Source organism: Streptomyces capoamus, assembly GCF_014654935.1.
GTDB classification, from domain to species: Bacteria; Actinomycetota; Actinomycetes; order Streptomycetales; family Streptomycetaceae; genus Streptomyces; species Streptomyces capoamus.
On sequence record NZ_BNBF01000009.1, the window covers coordinates 122,237 to 126,080 of the forward strand.

Below are 3,844 nucleotides of genomic sequence, written 5' to 3' on the forward strand. Positions count from 1 at the left end.
CACACACCCCTTCCCTCCTTGCCCCCCTTGCCCCCTTTGTTCCGAGAAGACATCACCCCGGCCCCCATACCCCCGGCGCCCGCGCCCGCGCCCGCGCCCGCAGGGGACGGTGGCCGCGGCACCGGTCGGTCCGAGGGGAGCGCCCCGGCCGGATGACCGCCCCCGCACCTCCACGCCGTACCCCCACCCCCAGCGCTCCCGCAGCTCTTCGTACCCCAAGGAGTCGATCCACCATGGCGAGCGACGCGCCGACCGTCCCCGCATCCGACCTCGACTGGCTGCTGAGCGGCCTCGTGCAGCGCGTACCGCACACCTCCAGCGCGGTGCTCCTGTCTTGCGACGGGCTGGTGAAGTCCGTGCACGGCCTGGACGCCGACAGCGCCGACCACATGGCCGCCCTGGCCTCCGGCCTGTACTCCCTCGGCCGCAGCGCGGGCGTCCGGTTCGGCGACGGCGGAGAGGTCCGCCAGGTCGTCGTCGAACTCGACTCGACCCTGCTGTTCGTGACCACCGCCGGCTCCGGCACCTGCCTCGCCGTGCTGGCCGGCCGCGAGGCCGACGCGGCGGTGCTCGGCTACGAGATGGCGATGCTGGTCAAGAGCGTCCGCCCCTACCTGGTGACCGCTCCGCGGCAGCACGCCGTCGAACCCACGGGGACGAGGCCCTGAACATGGCCGCAGCCGGCGACGGGCCCTGGCTGGACGACGCGGCCGGGCGGCTGGTGCGGCCGTTCACGGTCAGCAACGGCCGGACCCGGCCCAGCATCGCGCTCGACCTGATGTCCCAGGTGATGGCCACCGGCGTGACCCCGCTCGGCTACCTCGGCCCCGAGCACGCCCAGGCACTCGACCTGTGCCGCGCGCCCGTCTCGGTCGCCGAGGTCGCCGCCCAGCTGAAGCTGCCCGCCGTGGTCACCAAGGTGCTCCTGTCGGACCTGGTCGACTGCGGGGCGCTCACCACCAAGCCGCCCGCGTACCACCACACTCCCACCGACCGGTCCCTGCTGGAGGCAGTGCTCGATGGACTACGACGACAGCTGTGACCCGTTCCCGACCGCGCTCAAGATCCTGGTCGCGGGCGGGTTCGGGGTCGGCAAGACCACTTTCGTGGGCGCGGTCAGCGAGATCGCGCCGCTCAGCACGGAGGAGCTGCTCACCACGGTCAGTGTCGGCACGGACAGTCTCGACGGCGTCGAGAACAAGATGGAGACCACGGTCGCCATGGACTTCGGCCGGATCACCCTGGACCCGGCACATGTGCTGTACCTGTTCGGCACGCCCGGGCAGGAGCGGTTCTGGTTCATGTGGGACGAGCTGTCCGAGGGCGCGCTCGGCGCGGTGATCCTCGCCGACACCCGGCGCCTGGAGGACTGCTTCGCCGCCGTGGACTTCTTCGAGGAGCGCGGGCTCGCCTTCGTCGTCGCCGTCAACGAGTTCGACGGCGCCCACCGCTACGACCCCCAGGAGGTGCGGACCGCCATCGACCTCGACCCGGAGATCCCGGTGGTGCGCTGCGACGCCCGGATCTCCAGCTCCGGCGTCCAGACCCTGCTCGTCCTCGTCCGCCACCTCCTCGCCCACGCCCCCGCGACCGCGCCCAGCCATGGCGCCCGCATGTGATCCCGTACTACCGCCCACGGAGCCGATATATGAGGTACGCCCACCGCACCGGAGCCCGGCCATGAGCTACGAGCCGCCCCGGCCGGTCCGGGGTCTGCTGCTCACCCCCGAGGACAAGGAGGCCCCCGCCCGCGTCCACCGGCTGCGCCGGCTCGGCCTGGCGGACCGGCCCGACCCCGTGCTCGACACCTTCGCCGGCCACCTCGCCCAGCTCACCGGCGCGCCCTACGCCATGGTCAACTTCATCGGCGAGGACCACCAGTTCTTCGCGGGCCTGAGCGCCCCCGCCACCGCACCGGTCGTCCGGGACGACGGCAGCAGGGCGCGGATCGGCCGGGTGCTGCCCCGCGACCACGGCTTCTGCCCCCATGTGGTCGTCCGCCATAAGGCTCTCGTGCTGGAGGACGTCCGCGACTATCCGCGGTTCGCGGGCAACCTGGTGGTCGACGAGTACGGCATCCGCTCCTACCTCGGCGCCCCGCTGATCGACAGCTCCGGCATGGCACTCGGCACCGTGTGTGCCGCCGACACGGCGCCCCGCGCCTGGGGCAGGCCGGGCCTGGAGACCATCAAGGCGCTGGCCGCCGAACTCGTCGTACGACTGGAGCGCGGCACGGGGGACGGGCTGTTGATCTGACACGCGGACACGGTGTGTAGGAAAGCTGAGGCGCCGGTTAAGAAAAGCTCGATGGACCCCGGCCCGCGCGTACGGCAGATTGCAGGGTGATTCCACCCCTCTGACCCGGTGCGGGCTCCTTCGGCGTGCCCGTGGGCCGGGCCTCACTCACAGGAGCCCTAGCGTTGAAGGCGCTCGTCAAGGAGAAGGCGGAGCCGGGACTGTGGCTGACGGACGTCCCGGAGCCGGCCATCGGCCCCGGTGACGTCCTGATCAAGGTCATGCGGACCGGCATCTGCGGCACCGACCTGCACATCCGGGCCTGGGACGGCTGGGCGCAGCAGACGATCCGCACGCCCCTCGTGCTCGGCCACGAGTTCGTCGGGCAGGTCGTGGAGGTGGGCCGGGACGTGGCCGACATCCGCATCGGCGACCGGGTCAGCGGCGAGGGCCACCTGGTGTGCGGCAAGTGCCGCAACTGCCTGGCCGGCCGCCGCCACCTGTGCCGGGCCACCGTCGGCCTCGGCGTCGGCCGCGACGGCGCGTTCGCCGAGTACGTCGCCCTGCCCGCGTCCAACGTCTGGGTGCACCGGGTCCCCGTCGACCTCGACGTCGCCGCGATCTTCGACCCGTTCGGCAACGCCGTGCACACCGCGCTCTCCTTCCCGCTGGTCGGCGAGGACGTGCTGATCACCGGGGCCGGCCCGATCGGTCTGATGGCCGCCGCCGTGGCCCGGCACGCGGGCGCCCGCAACGTCGTCATCACCGACGTCAGCGAGGACCGCCTGGCGCTCGCCCGCAAGATAGGGGTCAGCCTCGCCCTGAACGTCGCCGAGACGACGATCGCCGACGGGCAGCGCGAGCTGGGGCTGCGCGAGGGCTTCGACGTCGGCCTGGAGATGTCCGGCCGCGGCGAGGCCATGCGGGACATGATCGCCAACATGACGCACGGCGGCCGGATCGCCATGCTCGGCCTGCCCGCCCAGGAGTTCCCGGTGGACTGGGCCCGTGTCGTCACCTCGATGATCACCATCAAGGGCATCTACGGCCGTGAGATGTTCGAGACCTGGTACGCGATGTCGGTGCTGCTGGAGGGCGGCCTCGACCTCGCCCCGGTGATCACCGGCCGGTACGGCTACCGCGACTTCGAGGCGGCCTTCGCCGACGCGGCGAGCGGCACCGGCGGCAAGGTCATCCTCGACTGGACCGTGTGACCCCCTTCATCCGCAAGCACCTTCAGGAGAGCCCCCATGTTCGACACCGTCCGTGAGGACCTGCGCGCCACCCTTGACGAGATCCGCGCCGCCGGCCTGCACAAGCCCGAGCGGGTCATCGACACCCCGCAGTCCGCGACCGTCAACGTCTCGGCCGGCGGCCGCCCCGGCGAGGTCCTCAACTTCTGCGCCAACAACTACCTCGGCCTCGCCGACCACCCCGAGGTCGTCGCCGCCGCCCACGCCGCGCTGGACCGCTGGGGCTACGGCATGGCCTCCGTGCGCTTCATCTGCGGCACCCAGGAGGTCCACAAGGAGCTGGAGGCCCGGCTGTCGGCGTTCCTCGGTCAGGAGGACACGATCCTGTACTCCTCCTGCTTCGACGCCAACGGCGG

The 3,844-nt window shown here is 71.9% G+C and carries 6 protein-coding genes; all 6 read left to right on the plus strand.

Features of this window, described 5'->3' with window-relative positions:
• Positions 1-233 precede the first annotated feature (233 nt).
• Positions 234-668 (plus strand): roadblock/LC7 domain-containing protein, encoded by a 435-nt coding sequence (locus IE312_RS16495; RefSeq protein ID WP_189982473.1) that lies wholly within the window; start codon positions 234-236, stop codon positions 666-668.
• Positions 669-670: 2 nt separating this feature from the next.
• Entirely contained in the window at positions 671-1,042 is a 372-nt protein-coding gene (locus IE312_RS16500) for a DUF742 domain-containing protein (RefSeq protein ID WP_189982475.1), read from the plus strand.
• Positions 1,020-1,619 carry a GTP-binding protein gene (locus IE312_RS16505; RefSeq protein WP_189982477.1) on the plus strand — a complete coding sequence of 200 codons (600 nt, stop codon included), beginning with the start codon at positions 1,020-1,022 and terminating at the stop codon, positions 1,617-1,619. The genes IE312_RS16500 and IE312_RS16505 overlap by 23 nt, the downstream gene beginning before the upstream one ends.
• 61 nt (positions 1,620-1,680) lie before the next feature.
• Positions 1,681-2,256: a GAF domain-containing protein gene (locus IE312_RS16510; protein ID WP_189982479.1), complete on the plus strand. Its 576-nt coding sequence runs from the start codon at positions 1,681-1,683 to the stop codon at positions 2,254-2,256.
• Positions 2,257-2,420: 164 nt separating this feature from the next.
• A complete protein-coding gene (gene tdh / locus IE312_RS16515) occupies positions 2,421-3,449 on the plus strand; it encodes an L-threonine 3-dehydrogenase (RefSeq protein WP_189982481.1) in 1,029 nt (342 codons plus the stop codon).
• A gap of 36 nt (positions 3,450-3,485) precedes the next feature.
• A partial coding sequence (locus IE312_RS40400) for an aminotransferase class I/II-fold pyridoxal phosphate-dependent enzyme (protein ID WP_229899885.1) occupies positions 3,486-3,844 on the plus strand: 359 nt, incomplete at its 3' end.